This is a genomic window from Anaerobiospirillum succiniciproducens DSM 6400, from assembly GCF_000482845.1.
In the GTDB taxonomy this organism is placed as follows: Bacteria; Pseudomonadota; Gammaproteobacteria; order Enterobacterales; family Succinivibrionaceae; genus Anaerobiospirillum; species Anaerobiospirillum succiniciproducens.
The window spans coordinates 1-20,165 of sequence record NZ_AXWV01000055.1 but is presented as its reverse complement, the minus strand read 5'-3'; the positions used below and the strand labels follow the sequence as shown (position 1 = coordinate 20,165).

9 protein-coding genes are annotated in these 20,165 nt (G+C 41.2%); 5 read left to right on the top strand and 4 right to left on the bottom strand.

Annotation, left to right across the window (positions count from 1 at the left end):
• The first annotated feature begins 1,377 nt into the window (after nucleotides 1-1,377).
• The 4 genes from H524_RS0108090 to H524_RS14940 all read left to right on the top strand — a co-directional run bounded on the left by H524_RS0108090 (nucleotide 1,378) and on the right by H524_RS14940 (nucleotide 8,275).
• A complete protein-coding gene (locus H524_RS0108090) occupies nucleotides 1,378-3,501 on the top strand; it encodes a hypothetical protein (protein ID WP_027939856.1) in 2,124 nt (707 codons plus the stop codon).
• Nucleotides 3,502-4,105: 604 nt separating this feature from the next.
• The gene (locus tag H524_RS0108080) at nucleotides 4,106-5,311 is read left to right on the top strand and encodes an SMODS-associated NUDIX domain-containing protein (RefSeq protein ID WP_027939855.1); all 1,206 of its coding nucleotides are present in this window, start codon (nucleotides 4,106-4,108) and stop codon (nucleotides 5,309-5,311) included.
• A gap of 733 nt (nucleotides 5,312-6,044) precedes the next feature.
• Nucleotides 6,045-6,788 (top strand): MFS transporter, encoded by a 744-nt coding sequence (locus H524_RS0108075; protein WP_027939854.1) that lies wholly within the window; start codon nucleotides 6,045-6,047, stop codon nucleotides 6,786-6,788.
• Nucleotides 6,789-6,898: 110 nt separating this feature from the next.
• Nucleotides 6,899-8,275, top strand: coding sequence for a hypothetical protein (locus H524_RS14940; RefSeq protein ID WP_052338994.1), 1,377 nt, complete (start codon nucleotides 6,899-6,901; stop codon nucleotides 8,273-8,275).
• Between the two features lie 691 nt (nucleotides 8,276-8,966).
• On the opposite strand, the gene H524_RS0108065 is transcribed toward H524_RS14940, so the two are convergent.
• The 3 genes from H524_RS0108065 to H524_RS0108055 all read right to left on the bottom strand — a co-directional run bounded on the left by H524_RS0108065 (nucleotide 8,967) and on the right by H524_RS0108055 (nucleotide 14,826).
• Entirely contained in the window at nucleotides 8,967-10,640 is a 1,674-nt protein-coding gene (locus H524_RS0108065; RefSeq protein WP_027939853.1) for an alpha-glucosidase, read from the bottom strand.
• 725 nt (nucleotides 10,641-11,365) lie between these two features.
• Nucleotides 11,366-12,784 carry an MFS transporter gene (locus H524_RS14935; protein ID WP_044121799.1) on the bottom strand — a complete coding sequence of 473 codons (1,419 nt, stop codon included), beginning with the start codon at nucleotides 12,782-12,784 and terminating at the stop codon, nucleotides 11,366-11,368.
• A gap of 368 nt (nucleotides 12,785-13,152) precedes the next feature.
• Nucleotides 13,153-14,826, bottom strand: coding sequence for an alpha-glucosidase (locus H524_RS0108055; protein ID WP_044121800.1), 1,674 nt, complete (start codon nucleotides 14,824-14,826; stop codon nucleotides 13,153-13,155).
• A 703-nt stretch (nucleotides 14,827-15,529) separates the two neighbouring features.
• On the opposite strand from H524_RS0108055, the gene H524_RS0108050 reads away from it, so the two are divergent.
• On the top strand, nucleotides 15,530-17,749 hold the full coding sequence (locus H524_RS0108050) for an IS1634 family transposase (RefSeq protein WP_027939851.1): 2,220 nt from the start codon (nucleotides 15,530-15,532) through the stop codon (nucleotides 17,747-17,749).
• Between the two features lie 415 nt (nucleotides 17,750-18,164).
• On the opposite strand, the gene H524_RS0108040 is transcribed toward H524_RS0108050, so the two are convergent.
• A complete protein-coding gene (locus H524_RS0108040) occupies nucleotides 18,165-20,105 on the bottom strand; it encodes an IS1634 family transposase (RefSeq protein ID WP_027939850.1) in 1,941 nt (646 codons plus the stop codon).
• Between the last annotated feature and the right edge of the window lie 60 nt (nucleotides 20,106-20,165).

Here is a 20,165-nt window from a genome sequence, read left to right as displayed (position 1 = left end):
AATTACTGCCCATTGAGGCAAAAGCTCAATTGCACCGCTGCCTTCTACAAGAAAGATAAGACAACTAAGTACAATAAGTTCGCAGCAATATACTGCGACAAGCATGCGTGGTTATACCAAAAGCGTTCTTAAGCTTATTAATCAACAAAACAAACGGCTAAGCTCTCAAATCAACTTTTTAGTAACTTGTAGCAAAGGTTTTGGTTTTAAGACAAGTCTTTAATAAGACCAGTTATGTTTAGTCGCTGTTAAATAACTGTCTTATGCAGGCTTATGCAAAATAACAAGTTTAGTTTAACCCAACATTTGATACAAAAGCTAATACGTTAATTTTAGAGATTTAGACAATGCACTAAACTCAAAAGTAGTGAGTCTTCTTTTCGTAATCAGACGCGCTCTAGGAGTAGAAGCACAGATATATATCGGATAACATATACGGGCGATTATAAGAAGAGCGCATCATACAAGCATCATGAAGCGATCAATTTCTTGAGGCAACACTCAGTTTTAGTCAAAGCTAGCCACTTTTGGAGCATGCAAGATCGGCTTTGATCCCCAAGAAAGTGCCATAAACACACACATACTCAAGCATGTTTTGCACTAGCAGCCACCACATTTAATTGAACGCCTCTTCAAGTTAATCCACACCTTCAGAGCAGATCTTGCCGACCAGACCTCCACCAACAACAATACTTACATCTGCATACAAAGCAGCTATGCAGCTGTGCAGAGCTAGCTCCATGCAGCGCAAGGACATCTTAGCTACAGAGACAAAGCTAATGGAATCGCATTGACCATTATGGCAAAGTAGCACGCTAAGATAAGATTTTATCGAGAGATCATCGCTTGCATACAGCAGCAGCTTGTGATCTTAGCTTAGATATGAATGCTAAGCTTGATAATCTAAGTAGAGGGTGCGCCTTATTGTGGCTTAAAGCAGCTAAACGCGGCTAAACTCAGAATAACCCGGCAAGGGCGGCAAGGTGCGTAACTTAGCATGTGTTCCATGTGCTATGACTACACATGTATCTCATGGGATATGACATTGCATGTGTCCCATGGGCTATGGGCTTGTGCCTATGAGATGACTTACGCAAAGTGATAACTTTGTGGTGCAAAAGATACGCATATAACCGCATGCTGTTTACATTTGCCTAAGGTTGAGCTTAAACTTTACGATCTAGGGTTGCACATGCTTTTATAGTTAGAATTTGATGCCTTGTATTAAGATACATAGTTAATTAGGTATTGATCTTGCAGTTGCGCCCTTGAGCTTTGGCTTGGGTGTTAAGATCTACGCTAAGAGCGCCAAATTTAGCACATTAGCGATTACCTAAAGGCAATCATGCCTTGGGTGTTTTCTTAAAGGAGCTTTCGGTGAGCCGTCTTTTAACTTCACAAATCAATCGTGCCATTTTTCGAGTGATGGGTCTAGATAAGTTTCAGCTCCAGGAATTTGAAGATCATTTCCATGAGATCACCTTTGAGTGGGATCTTGAGCTGATGGAGAAGTACGACGATTTTAAGTACCTCTCCGAGGATATGTTCCGCAAAGCAGTTGCCCAAGCGAACATGCATGAGGTTGACTATCCATACCCACAGCCGCCAAAAGTTAATGCTCTTCCGGCCATCGATAGCCCGTTAAATCCTAATGAGAAGATCGCCTTAGATCTTCCAATGAATATCTTCTTCGAGCTTGATAAGCGTCCTATCAATGTCTTCAAGGTCTCAGGTTTGATGCCAATGATGAGCCATTTCATTGAAGAATATGAGGCACTCGAGCGCAAGAAACAATCTGAGAAGATGGTTGCTGAGCGTAAGCAAAAGCAAGCGGAAAAGGCAAAGCGTAAGGCTGAGGCCAAGGCTGCAAAAGCCAATAAGGTCTCGCAACCAGCTTTAAGCAAAGAAGAACTCAAAAAGGCTCAAGAGTCAGCTAATGCTGTTGCTAAAGCATATGAAAAGTTAGGTCTAAATCCTGATGGCTCAAGTGCTAAGAGCAATGATAACAATGATGAAGCCTCTAAGAGCATTGCTAGCGCTGATGAAAGTGCAAAGCTCAACGACAATGCCCCAGTAAATGAGTCAAAAGTAGAAGGCAGCGAGGATGTAGCGCCAGCTCCTTCTATGATGGATGTGGTCTGTGAAAAAATGGCCGCATTGCATCGTTACACAGGACGCAAAATTTACATACGCGCACTGCCATCACGCAGTGGTGATTTACGCTCCATTGAGTGGTGCTTGTCAGGTCTGCATCAGCATTTAGCTGTGCCAGAAAACGGCATTACTGATCTGATGCGTGATCTCATTGTCTACAAGTGGTTTAACAATTTAGAACCTGAGCAAAGAGCGATCTTTCCTCATGACTTAAGCTGCGCAGATCTCCACAAATCATTATTCTTATCCGATGTAATCGTTTTCAGTGACGCCAAGATGACTTTATGGTATGCGCTAAAGAATAACATTTGTGGTAGCGATATTCAGGGCTTTGGTGTCGATATCGATCCGCCATTTAAGCGTAACTTTGCAGTCAGCATTAAGCATATTTTCTATGGCAAGTTAGCAGACCATCCAACCATAGCTACTTACCGTAAGATGATTGCTCATGAGCGCCTTAATAAGGTGGTCACTGACGTTCACTACTGTCAAAATGACAATCTGTCACCATCTTCACAAGATGAGACATCAGAGCAGCTAAGTTTCATTAACGATGCCTTTATGATCTTTGATATGGAAATCAAGGGTGTACAAGGTAGCATTGAAGTCTTAGTTAAAGATCAGTTATATGACAATTTAGATGCAGTAGCTGCACGTCTTAAAGATCTTAAAGATAACGATCTGTCTGATTTTGATGGCCTTAACTCTGACATTATCGAGCTCATCGCCGAGCCAATCGTGGAGATGAAGAACGACCATGAAGCTCGTCGTAGAAATAAGGATGCAGAGTTTGCAGGCCTTATCTTTAAAGATGGTATTCATCGTCAAGAGTTTACTGTTGAGAAACTGCGCAAGTCTTATCCGCTTAAGATTGATCGCATTGTCATCACTTCAGATGAAGAGATTAAGTTCTTAATTAATACTAATCTCTTTGCTTATATCGAAAAGCCAACTGGTAATAGTGCTAATGGAGGCGACGTATTAAGTCTTATTCATGCAGACTGCATCATGGTTACCTTCATTCAAGGCGACAATGGTTTAGAGCTCTCTAGCATTGATATTACCGATGGTATTCAGATTCCATACGGTGCACATAAGAACGAAGATATTAATCTTTTTACCAATGGTGTTCTCGATAGTCTTGTCAATGATAAGCACAATTACATCGATGAGGACTGGGATAAAGAGTGGAATGAGGCTGTAGCTGAGCGTCGTCAAAAGGATCAAGACATCAACGATCGCATGGCCGCTACTAAGCAAGAGTGGATTGTGTTTAGACAAAACTCTCAAGCTAAAACTATGAAGACTCGTGCTCGTCTGCGTAAAGAGCGTAAGAAGAAAAAATAGAAAATAGTGCATTACGATTAAAAAATGCACCATAACACACTAACTAAGGCCGCATTTGCGGCCTTAGTTGTTCTTACACGCCGCTTTTTCTAACTTGAATCATAATATCTGTGACATTAGGCCAATACTCAAAACATGCTGATTGCTGATTACTCGAGTGTGACTACAATGTAGTAGCGACTCTAAGGTCACAGCCAAGTTCTCATATAGCTTACCGTGCCACTCAAGCATCCACAGATGCTCACGAGCACAGCACAGCAAGCACTGCCAAGCACCCGCTAGCACTAGCAAGGCAAGCACTGCCAAGCACGCGCTAGCACTAGCAAGGCAAGTACTGCCAAGCACCGGCTAGCACTAGCAAGGCAAGCATTGCCAAGCACCTGCTAGCACCAGTAAGGCAAGCACTGCTCAGCACGCGCTAGCATTAGCACAGCATCAAGTGATAGCTACATGAGCAAGCACATACTGTCATGTGCTAGCTTGCCATGGTAGGTATCTAATGTAATGTGCTTAGAGCAATTAACAGCAATGCGCATGTGACCCAAGATAGCCATGAAGTGCAATCAGCCTTTGTTAGTCATTGAAAGATAGCTGCAGGATCATTATGAGTGAGTCATTTAGACTAGAGAAGAATAAGTATCGAGCACAAGCAGGTGAAATTAGAGCATCCTATGCTTATGTCTTTCGCATTGTGTTAGATGATGAGCTCTTCTTAGTGGGTAATGAGCATTATGACAATCTGCGCTTTCAGCCAGTAGGCGGTGGCTATCGCTTTGATGATGAGAGTCTTGATGATGTGAAACGCTACTTTGGGCATAAGTGTGCTCCTGGTACAGTGCGCTCTCATCAAGAAGAAGCAGTGCCAGAGGACAATGACTTTAGATTGCTCTTGCCAGCTGCAGGTATCGAGTCCTTATGCCGTTTCTTTAACAGCACCGAAGATAAAGTAGAGCTTACCAATCTCATCCAAGATCCTAAGGAAAAGCAAAATCTCACTAAAGCATATCGCGCCACACTTGAGCGCGAAGAGCAAGAGCTTCGGGCTAATAAGCTTCACGCCTGCCACGAGCACAAGAGTACTAATCGTAGCCAAGAGCACAAGATCACCAATGACTGCCAAGAAGGCATGATCATAAGAGACGATCGTCCAGCCATTCGCTATAAGATCGCCACAAGCTTAAGTGACAGTGAGGTCTATGCAGGCATGCTAGAGGACACTGCACGTATGCTCTTAGAGCAAAAGGGCAATGGCTCACTCGTATGCTTAATCCCAGATAATCATGATGATCTTATCAAGGCCATGCTTGAGGCGGCAAAGAGTTGCCATGGTGCTCAGCAGGCACTGTGTCATCGCGAGACTATCAATGATCTCAGGCGTGAGTTTGTTGAGGAAATGATTGAAAGTAAGATCGTGCCTGAGAGCATGGCATGGCAATTTAATGAGCTTACTTATCTGTACCGTGGCCGTCATCAAGAGTACTTCTACGATGAGCGCTTTGGTACATACTCATTCTTTGTCTGCGATATCTTAGAGCTCATTCCAAATGCACAGCAGCTTGAAGTCCTGCGCTACCTTAAGGCTCATGAGCATGATGACAATGCTAAAGAGCGCTATGTCTTTGTAAAAGAAGATAAGATCCCTGAGCACTTACTGCTGCGCTCTGAGGCAGTTACAGCAGTACCGTTCCCACCAATTGCCGATCACTCCGTTAAGATCTTAAGCTGCAACCTCAACGCTCTTACCATCCCACAATCAGTAGCTTCTAAGACCTCTGATCCTCAGCCAATTTTCAGCATCAAGCTTAGCTAACAGCGTGCTTGGCAAAAGGCATGCTGCGGATAAAAGAAAACGGCCTACAAGATGAGATCTTGCAGGCCATAGTGCATCACGACATTTATCTAAGCATCTTCATGTGAGCCTATCTAGATTAGGGAGGTGCTGCAGCTACTGAGCTAATGAGGCTTTGAGTGTAGATAGATCCTTGCGCTTTGCTTCTACTTGCTCGTAAATCTCCATTTTACGACGAGGCTGAGATTCTTTTAGGCACTTTAGCTCAAGTCTTTCTATCTCTTGTTCTAGGTTAAATATAAATTCTCGTTTTAGTTGCCAAGCTACGTTACTGGAAAGTGCTGTAAATTATCTTAGCTCAATTGCTTTCAATTGCTCACTAATGGTTATTTTTATTATTAAAGGTGGTTAAAGAAATCACAAAGTTGCGCTATTATGTGGATGAGTCAATATTGCCATAACAATTGAGTTAGCGTTTATTTAAAGTGTTTTGGCCGTTCTTTAATAGATCTTCTACGCTCTATTAAGTCCTGGTTGCAAAGCACTTATTACACTTAGATCCCTAAGTAAAACTGCCTTTTGAGGTCTATGAGTGTGCTTTAGGTAAAAATATCTCTTTTGTTTTCATTATTGGCGTATTTTGGAAGTAAACAATTAACTTGCTGTTAACCAAAATCTCTCACAACAATGTTTTGAGCTCTTTAAGCTTTTTAAAGTTTAAAAAATATTGTTAATGATAACTCTGGTGAATTTTATGCCAACCAACGAACAATTAGTAAGACGAGGCATTTTTATAGCTACTGGCTATTTATGTGCTGGTGTAGTGGTTGCTATTTTTGCAGGTCTACCTTTATGGATCTCATTTTTTAATAGCGAATTTTCAATTGCTGCAATTGTGGTTAGCTCAACCTTTATTGCAGGCCTCATTATTGGCATGTTGATCTTACGCCCTTTAATTCCAAAGGTTGGTGTAAAAGCCGTGTTTGAGCAAGATGTTTTAATCTTAATGATAGGCTTACTGTTCATGTCTTTAGCCATGAACCAGGCCATGCTCATCGTTGGTCTTTTAGTGACTGGTGCCGCTATGAGCTGGTACTTTACTGCTAACTTTAAAGTCCAAGTAAAAGCAGCTAAAACTGGTGGTGCCTCTGCCCTTGCTTTAGGTGGCTGGGCATTAGGACCTATTGTGGTAGTTTTTGTCTTAAACTACTTTGAACAACATGGTTTACTTATCTTACGTTTACTCTATGCTCACTTCATTATTTTTGCTTTCTGGGTATGGGTACAGCGCTTAGGTCTTCATACTGATTACTCCGATGCCCCAGAGTTTATCTTACGTATTCAAAGCGATGAGGTAGTAGCAAAAGCTCGTCCACGTAAAAAGATTTTTGATCCAGGTGCAAGCGCCTCTGATGAGTTTTTAAAGAATCACTCTACTATTAAAGATCAAGATAAGAGTGAAAGTGATAGCAAAAACTCACCTGAAAATCGTGTGTAATAACTTTAAATTAGTGTGTGTGTGTTGCTATTTAGCAATGTATGAATGAAAGGTTTGATATGCCCTTGTTATTAAAACTATTCAGCTTAATAGCTTTGGGACTGGTGCCCATGGCTCCTGCCTGTGCCAGTGAAGCTATTTTCACCACTACCACCATCTATGGCATTCGCTATGAGATGATTATCTTTGGTCTTATTTTGCTCGGCGTTGCTGTGTTCTACAATAAGACCATGCATGTTGCCGTTATAGGTTTATTATGCTTGTGTTTTTACAAGTATGAATTTATTGATGGCTTTTCTGTAATTCATAAGGTTATTGGTTATACCAATGCAGATGGCCAATGGGTTAAAGGCTCTTGGAACACATATTTAAACCTAGCTTTAATGCTTCCTGGCTTTGCTATTTTAGCTAGCATTTTCGAAGAGTCTCGCTTCCCTGCTGTACTACCACGCTATCTTCCTCAAGGCATCTTTGGTGCTATGGCCTTGCTAGCTTTTGTATTTATCCTCTCTACTTTCTTGGATAATATTGCAGCAGCAATTATTGGCTGTTCTATGGCAGCTACCTTATACAAAAACAAGGTACATATTGGTTACATTGCAGCTATCTGTGCGGCCTCTAACGCTGGTGGTGCTGGCTCTGTTGTAGGTGATACTACCACTACCTTAATTTGGATTTATGGTAAGGATCCTTTAGTTTTAGCTCATGCCTTTATTCCTGCTATTGCTGCTTTCTTAGTATTAGCTTTCTTTGGTGCTCGTCAGCAACATCACTATACTCAAGATATTTTTGTTCCAGAGGGTGGTGTTAAAGTTGAAAATCGCCGTATTGCATTAGTTGGCTTAATCTTAGCTGGCGCTATTATTTTCAACTACTTCTTTGAGTTCCCTGCTTTAGGTATTTGGATTGCAATCTTAATTGGTACTCCTTTTGTTAAGATTAACTTCCGTGAAGGCTTAACCGCTATTGAGTCCACCGTATTCTTGATTGCATTAGTATTCTGCGCTGAGTTAGTTCCTATTGACTCAGTACCAGATGCTTCCATCTTATCTACTATGGCTATTGGCTTCGTGTCCTCAGTATTTAATAACATCCCATTAACTCAATTAACCTTAATTAAGGGTGGCTATGACTGGGCATTAATCTCTTATGCTGTAGGCTTTGGTGGTTCCATGATTTGGTTCGGTTCCTCTGCAGGTGTAGCCGTATGTAACGTCTTCCCTAAGGCCCGCTCTTTCATGAACTGGTTACGTTATGGTTGGCACATTCCTTTTGCCTTCATAATTGGTTTTGGTGTGTACCTCATTACCTTAGGTTGGGATCCGATGAAGGGCAACCCACCAGATCAAATGCCTGAACCTATTACCAAGCAAGAAGCTATTGGTAACACTAAAATTCACAAGAATGCAGCTATCCCACCTCAAGTACAATTCATGCCTGAGGCTCAAGATAGTGCGGCAGCTCCTGCTCCTGTGACACAGGACTAGTATAAATATACAGAAAAGGACACTAAATAACTGTGCATAGACTGGCACAGTTTTAAAACACTGCCAACTTAACCGTCCTGAATTTTTCTAAATTTCGTACAATATCTCAGATATAAACACAATATATCTTACACAATTACTAAGGGCTAAAGCTTAATAAACCTGATGCTTTAGCCCTTTTTTATTTTTAGAAAATCACTCAATAAACCATTGATAATATGCCATAATTATGCATACGATTCGCACGAATATCTTAAGCAATATGAACTTCTAAAGCTTAGTAGGGAAAAGCAAAAGCAAAAGCAAAAGAAAAGGCTAAGGCTAAGGCTGAGGAAAGGCTAAGGCTAAGTCTAAGGCAAGGCTAAGGCAAAGCTGCTGCCGATAAAGGGCTTTATCTTATAGAGTTGCTAGTGAAGCAATTACACAATATGCCTTTAGCTAGGTTTGATTAAAGCTACTGTATAGGTGAATAGGCAGCTCTACTGTTAGCCTAGGAAGGTCTATTGCAGGTGAGGTTTTGCCTTCGTGAGGATAAGCGTTCGTGGAAAGTTTGTGTGGCAAAACTTTAGATGCTTTTGGGACTGTTCAATAAAAAGAGGCCTTGTGGGTAAACAAGGCCTCTTAAGGTGTGTGCTCAAATGAGCTTTAGTTGTGTAGGCAGAAATATTGCCTTTTGGTGTTTAAGCCTTAATTAAAGCAATACGATGACAGCAGTGCCTTCTGGAACGATTACTTGCTTATTCTCGATAGTAGCCTTATCAGAGCTTAATAAGATTTGGCTGTTGACGTTAACGTCAAACTTAACTGGAGCAGCGCCAAAGTTTGCAACTACCATTAAGGTGTGCTCTTTACCCTTACGTAAGTAAGCGATGGTGTGGTCGTTTGGATCCTCTAAGGCAACAAACTCACCATAAGTAAAGGCCTCAATGTACTTAGGATCTTTACGTAACTTAATTAAGGTCTTGTAGTAGTTAAGTACAGAGTTAGGATCCTTTTGCTCAGAAGCTACGTTAACAGTCTTGTAGTCCTGGTTAACCTTCATCCATGGCTTAACAGTTGAGAAGCCAGCGTACTGACTATCATCCCATAGCATTGGAACACGGCCATGGTCACGAGCTTGATCATTTAAGACCTGCATAGTAACGGTCTCAGATAAGCCTTGCTCTTGACACATCTGGTATTGATCCTTGCTCTGGCAATCATCTAACTCATCGATGTTGTCAAACTTGGTGTTAAGCATACCAAGCTCTTGGCCCTGGAATACGAAAGGAACGCCCTTTAAGGTGAGGTTTACAGTACCTAATGCCTTAGCACCCTTGGCGTTTTGCCACATAAGTGGTAAGTAGGTAGAAACACCACGTGGCTCATCATGGTTCTCGATAACTGGAGCTAAGAAACCAATATCACCGGCAGTCTTTTGAGCCTCAAAAATTACCTTACGGTATTGGGCTACGCTTAACTTCTCAAAGCCATAGAAGCAGTAGTGCTTGGTTAAAGCTTCACGAGCGGAGAAATCAAAGATGGAGCTAAATACACCATCATCGCCAATAAAGTCTTTTACGTTGTCCTTAGTAATACCAAATACTTCACCTACGGAGAACTTATCGTTAGGGTGGAAGGTACGGCTATTCATTTCACGTAAGAAGTTTAAGGCAACATCAACGTTTTGGCTGTTCATCACGCCGCAGGAGCACATGCCATCGCCTACGCTATCAGGAGTGTACATAGGATAGGTAGGATCTTTACCGATACACATAATGGCATCAACACGGAAGCCAGCAATACCCATGTCCACTAACCACCAGTTCATCATCTCATAGATCTTCTCACGAAGTTTTGGATTGAACCAATTGAGATCTGGTTGCTTCTTGTGGAAGAAGTGGCAGTAGTAAAGATTGTCTTGGCCTGGAACCTTATCCCATACGCTGCCGCCAAAGCAAGCACGTAAGTTGTTAGGCTCTTTACCATCCTTGCCTTCACGGAAAATAAAGTAAGAGGCTTCTTCACAAGTTGGATCAGCACTAGCCTTCTTAAACCACTCGTGCTCATCAGAGCAGTGGTTTACAACTAAGTCCATAATAATGCCAATACCGTACTTATCAGCCTCAGATTTTAACTTCTTGAAGTCTTCTAAGGAACCGAAGATAGGATCGATATCTTGGTAGTCAGCAATATCGTAACCCTGATCTGCAAAAGGTGACTTATAAATAGGAGAGATCCATAAGAGCTCAATACCTAAGTCAGCTAAATAAGGGATCTTTTCAATAATACCTGGTAAATCACCAAAACCATCACCATTGGTATCTTTGAAGCTCTTTGGATAAATTTGATAGGCTACTTTGCCATGCCACCACTTGGTCTGCATATTCTTCTCCAATAGACAATAGCTGACTGTAAACACACACGTAATGACTTAATTAGAATTAGTGTTAATCAGCCCAAGGTAAAAATACAACTACAATGTCAATCACATGACTATAGTCTTGCTTAATAAAGGTTAAAAACTTGCTTAGATTAACCTATAGCTAAAACTAAATCAGATGCTTAATAAAACACATCTTATAGGAAATAAATAAGAGTAAAAGCCGATTTAGTGAACATTTACCCCTGTTCCTACAAGAGCAATTATAGAGAGCTAATAGGATAATCTGTTATGACTTTTTGGCTAAAAAGTACACTATATTAACTATAACTTATTAAGATCGCTGAATATGAGTGACCTTTATCACAAAGTGACCGAAGGTCTGGGATCCGCCTATATGCTGTATGGTTTTGAAACCTCATACTAAGCACAGCCCATACGCTTAGCAGGTCATGTCCTTATCAGGCCATGGCCTACGCTTGCATAGTCTGCTAGAACCTTCAATGCAACCTTAGCCCACCTAACAAGTTGGTGCTTAGGGGCGTGCTAGGTTTTGATGGTCTTCAAAAGTGGAGAGCAATTAACAGTAGGGGATTAGGACTTGGACTTGGGCTTGGTGAGGCAGCTTAGAGGTGGGGTGCTAATTTTATAGGCTCTGTGATAGAGCCTATAGGAGCACTAACTTTAGTTAGTGCTCCCGGCGATAAAAGATCTAACTATAGTGCCATTTAGTTCTGAGTCTTGTAGTTAGGGGCTAAAGGATCGCCCTCAACCTTACGTCTTTCTAACTCCTTGATAATATCAGGATAGATCTTGTCAAGCTTATAGCCAAGTACAGAGACAATACCAAGGATAAAGAGGCCAGCTGGTAATACAGTGGTTGCTAATAAGATGGTGTTCATAGCCTCAGCAGTCTGCTCTGTAGCGCCGTTAACATAGCCACCAAATTGCATTACTGAGGATGCTAATACAGCACCTAAGCCAGCAGCTAACTTCATACCGAAGCTTGCGCCTGAGTAAACCATACCCTCGTGGCGCTCGTGATCAATGTACTCACCATACTCTACACAGTCAGGTAACATGGCGAATACGCAAGCGTAGGTAAAGCCTTGACCGAAGCCCCAAATAGCAGCGGCAATGAAAGCTACAGTAGCGCTATATGGATCAATAAATCTAATTAATGCAGCACAAGCAATTACAGCACAGGCAAACATCAGAGCGTTTCTCTTACCAATAGTTCTGAGCACAATTGGTAAGATTAAGATCATGGAACCAATCTTAAAGACATTCATAATGGTGGCAAAAGTACCAATATGATTTGGGTTGTCCAAGAAGTAACGGCAGTAGTAAGTATTAGCGGTACCAAATACTGTGTCAGAAGTAAAGGTAGTTAACATGGCGAAAGTTAACATGATCCAATACTTGTTGTGGAATAAGCCCTTGACTACCTTTAAAGTGGTCTTTAAATCGCTCGTCTCAGGTACTGGAGTAACAATACGCTCATGACAGAAAGCAAAGGTTAAGAAGAAGCAGAAGCAAGCTACTGCACCTAAGATCATGAAAGTAATAGTCCAAGCGGCCTGATCATTACCGAAGAACTCAACCATAGGTAAGGTTACAATCAAGGTTAAGGTGTTACCTGCGGTAGCTAAAAGCATACGGTAGATAACGATAATAGATCTTTGGTAAGCATCATTGGTCATAGTAGTGGTCATAGAGCCATAAGGGAGGTTAACGGCGGTATAAACCACAGTAATGGCAAAGTTGTATGACACAAAGATGTAGACATATTTGAACCAATCAGACATCCCTGGAGGCACTGAGAACAGAGCCACCATGGCAATGAAGAATGGAATCAACATGCGGATCAGCCATGCACGAGCCTTACCATAAGGGCTCTTGGTATGTTCGATTAACCAACCAACAAATAGATCGGAAAAACCATCAAGGAAACGTGAGAGCAACATAATGGTTGCTACAACAGCAATATTGACGTTTACAAACTCAGTGTAATAGTAAATCAAAATACTGCCAGTAGGAGTGTAGAGCATCTGGCTAGCAAAATCGCCTAAACCATATGAAAATTTCTCTGTAAATCCAATATTAGGATCTTTTTGAGGGTTGTTTGCAAGACGAGGAAACAACATGATTAACTCCTTTTAAGACTAACTTAGAGTGTTTAAACCTAAGAAGTTCTGTAAAAGCATGAATGAGCGCCAAAGCTCTATCATTAAACACACACAAAACCTTGATCTTGTCTATACTCCATCATAGACAAAATAGTAAAAAGATATAAAAAAGAGCTATGAGCATTAGTCTTTTCATCAAGGCAACTTGCTTGGCTATAACAACTATAGAACGAGCAAAGTAAATAGTTATTATGATGGTTGCTACTTTCTTATTAGAGTATGGGTGGAGTAAAAGAATGCTAGCAGCCAGCCTGATATTGGGCTAAAAGTAACCTTGCTAAAACAAGTATTGCTCTTAGCTCAAAAGGTAATGGTTTTTTAGCTAACTATAGTGCGATCACTACTGCACATACGGCAGGAATGATAATTTGGTTATCTTTAATTTCTACGCTCTTGGAGCTTAAAACTACTTGAGCATTAGGGGTAACTTTATGAACAATAGCACTGTCTTCAAAGTTAGCAATTACTTGAATTTGCTTGCCATTAAGCTCACGAGCAAAAGGAACAACATATTCTGCTTGTGGCTCTAAAGCTACGAACTTACCATCGGTTAAGATATCGTGGTATGGCTCATTGTTCTTTAAAGCAATTAACTTCTGATAGAAAGCTAAGGTTGAGTCAGGATCATTTTGCTGAGCACGAACATTTAAGTTCTTATAATCCTGGTGAACCTTAAGCCAGGTAATCTGTGCGCTAGAGAAGCCAGCGTTTTTCTCATCAGACCATAAAACTGGGGTGCGAGCATTATCACGGGATTCGATATTGAGAATATCTAAAGCCTGACGCTCGCTAAAACCTGCCTTAAGAGCAACTTTGTAGTTATCCTTAGCAGCTACATCGTCAAACTCATAAATAGAGTCAAAACGAGTATTGGTCATACCAATTTCTTGGCCTTGGTAAATAAATGGCATGCCTCTTAAGAGTACATTAACTGCACCAAAAGCCTTGGCACCATCAGCATTTTGAGCATGGCGTGGTAAATAATAAGAAACGCCACGTGGCTCATCATGGTTTTCAATGATAGGGCACATAAAGCCAATATCATTAACACGCTCTTGGCTAGCAAAAATAGTATCGCGCCATTTAGCAATGCTTACTGGACGGAAACGGTAGTAGGCAGGGTACTTCTCATTAAGTTCACGAGCAGAGAAGTCGAAAATAGTGCTAAAGAAACCATCCTTACCAATGTAGTTGCGTAAAGACTCAGGGTTAACACCAAAGGCCTCAGCAACAGAAATGGCACCATGCTTTTTAAAGGTGGCATTGTTCATTTCGTGTAAGAAAGTAGCAGCCTCATCAGATAACTTAGCTGTCATCTTAGCAGCTGAGCACATGCCGTCAGGTGCATCAGCAGGAAGTCCTGGGAAGGTTAGGTCTTTGGCAATATTCATGATGGCATCAATTCTAAAGCCAGCAACACCCTTTTCTAGCCAGAAATTGATCATGTCATAAAGCTTCTGGCGTAATGGTTCATAGTACCAATTCAAATCAGGTTGCTCTTTGCAAAAGTAGTGTAAATACCATAAGTCTTCATTTTCATGACCTGGTAATTTCTCCCAAACAGAACCGCCAAAATAAGAGCGTAAATTGTCAGGAGGGCAACCATTCTTGCCTTCACGAATGTAAAAGTACTTGGCTTCTTCACTATTAAGATCGGCACAAGCTTTTTTAAACCACTCATGCTCGGAGGAGCAGTGATTGATTACTAAGTCTAAAATGATGGAAATACCACGCTCTTTAGCTTTAGCTAAGAGCTCATCAAAATCATCCATGGTGCCAAAGGTAGGATCAATGGCCTGATAGTCTGCAATATCATAGCCCTGATCTACAAATGGACTCTTAAAAATAGGGGATAACCAGACAAGCTTAACGCCTAAATCTTTAAGGTAATCAAGCTTAGAAATAATACCCTGTAAGTCGCCGATACCATCACCATTGGAGTCACAAAATGACTTTGGATAAATTTGATAGGCAACTTGGCCCCACCACTTATTAGACACGGTAATCTCCAAGAATCACAATCGCCTCTTAAGCTAACCCTAATCAAATTAGGGGTTCACACACAAAGCTAAGAGGACACTCCTTATGTACAAAAACAACATCTCCTACCTGTAAAAAGCAAACACACAGTCAAATCTTAATCTACAAAGCAGGAGCCAAATTATTCAGGCAATATGAATTGTTGCAGTCATTTTTTTGCAAATACATGCAAAATATTATCGCCTTAAATGGTTGTTAAGTATAAATTAAGACAAATTAGAAAAAGTCCAAAAAAATCATCAAAAAAATACACTAAATTAACATTTGTCTGCAAATTTTGTGATCTGTTGCACAAATTGATTTTGAGCACATATTGAGTAGAAAACTTTATTAAATAGCGTAAATATGAGATTTATGTCGTTAGTGCTAAATCATTCAAGCGTAGTTTAATGTATGTTAGCTTATCAAAGCGATAAATCTTTGAGATAATAATTACACAATATGAACTTAATCATATTATCCTGAATTTTCCTAAATTTCGTACAATATCTCAGATATAAACACAACATATCTTGCACAATTACTAAGGGCTAAAGCTTCATAAACCAGATGCTTTAGCCCTTTTTTTATTTTTATACAACACTCAATAAACCATTGATAATATGCTATAATTATTCGTACGGTTCGTATGGTATCTTAAGTAATATTTAGGGCAATATTGTCATGGCTTTGTACAGAAATCTTAAGCAAGTTCCAATACCTAAAGGTGCCAAAGTTTCAAGTTACGACAAAAGAGTTTATGTACCCTCACAATCTAGTAGTGGTACTAAAAGTAAACGTGAGATTGGGCAAGAGACTGAGCCAGGCATGATGGTGCCTAACGATAACTTTCGTATTGAGTACCCAAGCCTTTGGAAGCAGCACTATCCACAGTCACCAATCCCAATTCCTATGATCAGTGTTGGAAACTACGCTGTTTCTCTAAGCATTGGATTGAACTCAGGTCTATACCATGACTTACAGGAATGCTTTGGTCCTTGGCATGGCAATGCAATTATGGACTTTGCTCGCTATATGCTTACAGAACAATCTTCTGTTGCAATGAATTATGAGCAAGCCATGGATAATCAGCTTTTCTTTCTCGGTAAAGGAGAGAATGACAGCTGGTTCTCTAACTTGTTTTCAAAACACATTACCGCAACTCAAATTCACGACTTCAGGGATGCATGGTTGAATCGTTGTGTTGCCAATGGCATGCAAGACGTCTGGCTCTGTATTGATGGCTCAAACAGTGACTCTGTCATGGAGAATAGTGATTTAGCAGAGCTTGGCCACTCTAAATCATTAAAGGATCGCCCAATCATCAGTTATATATGGGCTGTAGACCCTGCCTCAAAGCTGCCTGTAACATGGTTTGTTAACAATGGAGGCATGCCAGATTGCAAAGCTATAGACGAGATTATTAGGTACTTAGCTGCATCTAACCTAAAGATCAAAGGTGTAATCTTAGATAGAGGATTTGTCTCTAGAGAGTTTCTTCAGCTATTGACTGATAAAGGGCTTGACTACATTGTCATGCTTACATCAACCACAACAGGCTTCAAGACAATGCTTGAGAAGCATGGTGAATCTTTAATCAATGAAAATGCTGAGTTTCTGCTTTCGAGTGAATACATCTTTGGAGTTGAAGATAAGGTTAAAGTCTTTTCAAACAGTAAGAGTGAAGACTGTGTAGCCTTGTACTTCTCTGCTCAAAGAAAGTATAAGCAGGGAAAAAACTTCGTAGAAAAGCTTTTTGAGGCACATGAACAGATTGCTAATCAGATTGAGAAAAACTCGGTGAAGGTGACCATTCCTCAGGGCTTTAAACGTTACTTTAAGCTTATTAAGGATGGTGAAAGAGTTATAGGATTTGAACGTGACAATGCGGAAGTACAGTCTTCATTGCGTCAAAATGGATTTCATGCAATAGCCTCGGCGGAAGATAGAAGTGCGTTAGAGATTATGGAGCTCTACCGACTGCGCGACTATAGCGAAAAGCAGTTCTCACAACTAAAGACTCAGTTAGGCGGTGGAACTGTTAGGGCTCACTCTGATAAAGGTGCACAAGCCCGATTCATGGTTGGTTTTGTAGCATCAATCCTGCGTACCCACTTAATGGTCAATTGCCAAGAACTCAAGATAAAAGATACGAATCGACTAATAAAAAGTCTTGATAGTGTGTCACTTCGTCGAGTACCTTCTGGCAGATATGTGGCTTGCCACAATTACCGTGTCGACATTGAAAAGTTGTTTGATCGACTTGGTATTGAGTTCAGCCACTTGGAAAAACTTGCTGAGGTCGCAAACCAACAGTCTGAAGGCAAAGACACAACTCAAGTTAGAACATTAGAGCTCTATGTAAAAAGAGGACGCGGTCGACCTAAGGGAAGAAAGAACAATAAAACCCTTGAAAGAGAAGCTGCAGAACAAAAGCTTGATGTAGTCAAGGTTAAACGAGGTCCAGGTCGTCCTAAGGGCCGAAAGAACAACAAAACTCTTGAGATGGAAGCAGCCGAGCAAGCTCTTGGTATTGTTAAGATTAAGCGTGGTCCAGGTCGTCCTAAGGGGCGTAAGAACAATGCAACTCTTGAGAGAGAAGCGGCTGAGCAAGCTCGTGGCATTGTTAAGGTTAAGCGTGGTCCAGGTCGTCCTAAGGGGCGTAAAAACAACAAGACTCTTGAAAGAGAGGCTGCTAAACAATCCATAAACATGGATGTAGTTAAGCGTGGTCCAGGTCGTCCTAAAGGCAGGAAAAACAACAAAACTCTTGAAAGAGAGGCCTTCAAACAATCCATTGGGCTTGTAGCGCTAAAGCGTGGCCGTGGGCGTCCTAAAGGCAGAAAGAACAACAAAACTCTTGAAAGAGAGGCCGCTATACTCGCGCAAACTGATATACAGTAACTGGTGTTATAGCAGATGCACACGGCATCATTAACTGTGATGTAGCAATGGAAAGATGACTATCCGCTTTAGAGGATGAATCGAATGAATCTCTTCTGGCACAAAAGAATATTTTAGGTAATATCTTTGATGTCTTTGTACGAAATTTAGAAAAATTCAGGAGATCATCTGCCTAATTGTACAGAGACGACTAATGGGCATGATGTGCGGTCGCAGGTGCCAGATCGTTGCAAGGTGGCAGAGGTTGTGACAGATAGATCGCGGCAATTGTGAAGTCATGCTACTGCCAAAAGAAAACGGCCTGCAAGATGGGATCTTACAGGCCGTGGCGCATATGCATGCGGAGATCAAAATCGATTGGGCGTTAGATGACGAAGCTATCTGTTAAGACGCAACTTGAGGAGATCCTTTTGAATTAATTTTCGGTTATGCCGCGAGATGGCCAGTCTTTATAAGTTTCATATAGAGTATAGGACAGAAATTGCCACCACGATGGCCCCATGGCTTTCATAATAGAGAATCCCATCTTATTAACACTGTTCATACGTACTCTACCGTCACTATAAACTATAGCTTGAAGCCCCTTAAAGTAGAAGTCTAGGTTCTCCATCCTTGGATTGGTCTTGTTGAATCCAGGGAAGTCATCAGACAGAACTATCTTGTTCTCAGCAATCAGATTTGAGACCATCTTCTGCATATGTTTTCTAGCAAAGACGGCCATCATAAGAAGACACAATAATCCTTCAATGCGCTCTGTTTTTTGCAAAAAGAATCTGGAAAGATAGAGCTTTCTGTTCTTCATCTCTCTCCAAATGCTCTCAACATGAATGTTGTTCTTGTACATTTGTAGAAGATCCAGCGCTGTCCAACTGCGCTGAGTATCTGTAGTGACAAGCATGTACATACCCTCACGCCTGATAGCCTCTTGAACCTTTGTTTCATCTAGCTTGCAGATTGAGGTGATGGTGTAATGCTTGATGCACTTCTCAGGTTCTGCATTTTTTCTTGGCCTACCTCTAGATTTGTTCTTTTCAACTGCGTTCACACTGAAGTCTGTCAAGGTGCTGAACTTGAGGTCTTTTGCTATAGCTCTGAACTCTGCCTCAGCATCAGGCTGGCATAAGAATGTCTTTTTAGCGAGCGACTTGTTGATGCGTGCAACCTCTTTCTCAGCATTCTTTCTGACTGACTTTTCTTTGGTCTTTGCTAGATTTTCGTTCAGAAACAAGCATGCTACGACAGGGTATCCAAAAAGCTCATGATCATGAATAAACCTGTGCTTAGGGACAATGGACTCTTTTGTGCGTAATGAGTTCCACTCCTCTTGTGAGCAAACATCTGTTAAGTCTTCATCTGATGAATAAGCGCTACGGGCAATGGTCAGATTGTCAGGCACGCGTGTGATCAATTCGAGATTTCTTTGCTTTGCTGCATCAAATGAACGTTGTGTGCAAAGAGCAGAGTCACCTGCGAAGTATTTGACCTTCTTAAAGGCCTCAGTAGCGGCATCAGAAAACTCAAGAATCATGTCAGCAAAGTTTAGCTTATCACTTCTATTGCCGTCCCAGATTTTAAAGAACATAGGCAGGCCAGCTGCACCTTCAACCAAAGAGCCAACTATCACCTGAGGTAAGTCTGGTCTATGGTCTTTTGAATGGCCGTATGTGAAGTCTACAGGTCTATCACCGTCATCTTCTACAGGCTCATAAGCATGCACATAGCTCCAGTGTGCCATCTCGATAGCAACATCTAAGCTTTCATCGTAGCTATCGGTATCTTTGCGCTGCATTGCTTCGAACTCAGCCTGATTCATCAGTCTAATGCGCTCTTCCTTTTCGGCTTGGTTCGTTGTAGCAAAACCGACCTTGTACATGCTTGTAGTGTCGATGTGAAAGCAGTCAGAGATTTCATGTTGAGTCAGATTCAGACTGATGACATGGTCAGCAAACTCAGAGTAGATCCTGTCAGCGCCATAGTGGTACATGCTCTCGAGAGCATCAGCAAATACATCTCTGTTTAGATGCTCAGGGCAGATGCTTGGATCTACTTGTAGAAGGGCAGGCACTGCAGTACCAAGAACACGGCTTACAGAGGAATTCAAAGATTGATAGTTGCCGCTGTAGAGCAAAAGCATTAGCGCAGCTAAAGCTTGTCCCCTGTCAATCTTATGCTGTCCTTTCTTGCCTATACGCTCATTTACAAAGTCAATAAAGCCTGTAGCTGACAGGAATCCTGCCATAAAAATCATGTGATCAATCGTAAGCTGGTTAACAATTTCTGGATCTTGGAACTCAGCCTCTAAAGCCTCAAGCTCAATCTTATTTTCTTTGGCTACATAACTCTTTGACTGGGACATGGGGACTCCTAATTTCCTACTTCTAGAAAATTATATCAAATTCATCTCCTCAAGTTGCGT